The sequence below is a fragment of the Actinoalloteichus spitiensis RMV-1378 genome, assembly GCF_000239155.1.
In the GTDB taxonomy this organism is placed as follows: domain Bacteria; phylum Actinomycetota; class Actinomycetes; order Mycobacteriales; family Pseudonocardiaceae; genus Actinoalloteichus_B; species Actinoalloteichus_B spitiensis.
In genome coordinates this window covers 1-1,044 of the sequence record NZ_AGVX02000512.1, presented here as the reverse complement: position 1 = coordinate 1,044, position 1,044 = coordinate 1, and the positions used below count along the sequence as shown (strand labels likewise).

The window sequence follows — 1,044 nt, the reverse complement described above, 5'->3', positions numbered from 1 at the left end:
CGGGCTCGCCCTCCCCGGCCCCACCGCGACACTCGCCCCCTCCGTGCCGCTGCTGCTCGGCGTGATCATGTTCGGGATGGGCCTCACCCTGCGGCCCGCCGACTTCGCCCTGGTGCTCCGGAGGCCGTGGGCGGTGGGGATCGGGATCGTGGCCCAGTTCGCGGTCATGCCCGTCGCCGGCTGGCTGGTGGGCACGCTGCTCGGGCTGACCGGCGCCCTGCTGGTCGGCATGGTGCTGGTCGGCTCGGCACCGGGAGGCACCTCCTCCAACGTCATCGTGTTCCTCGCCAAGGGGGACGTGGCGCTCTCGGTCACGATGACCTCGGTCTCCACCCTGCTGGCTCCGGTGATGACCCCGCTGCTCGTGCTGTGGCTGGCCGGGTCGAGCCTCCCGGTGGACACGGCGGGGCTGCTCTTCTCGATCGTGCAGACGGTGCTGGTGCCGGTGGTCGCGGGCATCCTGCTGCGGGTGTTCGCCAGCCGCCTCGTCGCCCACATGCTGCCCGTGCTCCCACTGGTCTCGGTGACCGGTGTGGTCCTCGTGGTCGCCAGCGTCGTCGGGGCGAACGCGGATGCCGTGATCAGCAGTGGCGCGCTGCTGATGCTCGCCGTGGTCCTGCACAACGGCATCGGCTACCTGCTGGGCTACCTCGCCGCGCGGGCCGCCCGCCTGGACGAGGCCTCCCGGCGCGCGGTCGCGGTCGAGATCGGCATGCAGAACTCGGGGCTGGCCGCCAGCCTCGCCACCGTGCACTTCACCCCGCTCGCGGCCCTGCCGGCGGCGCTGTTCTCGGTGTGGCACAACATCTCCGGCGCCGCCATCGCCTCGTTCTGGGCCCGCCGGCCGGTCAGGGGCGGCACGGGCGACCAGGCTCCCGCGACCGGCGCCGGCTGACCGACCGAAGGTCAGGTACGCGGTGCCGGCACCACGTACCAGGTGGCCGAGGGCGGCCGGGGCCCTCCGGCCCGGCCGGCGGAGCGCCTCCTGCCCGGGTGGCCGGGCGGGTCCCGTCGGTCAACGGCAGGTCCCTCCCCCGGTCACCC

General features: G+C 74.3%; 1 protein-coding gene. It reads left to right on the top strand.

Annotated features, from left to right (window positions below; genetic code table 11):
* On the top strand, positions 1-895 hold an 895-nt coding region (locus ACTIDRAF_RS30120), incomplete at its 5' end, for a bile acid:sodium symporter family protein (RefSeq protein WP_016700610.1).
* Positions 896-1,044 lie beyond the last annotated feature (149 nt).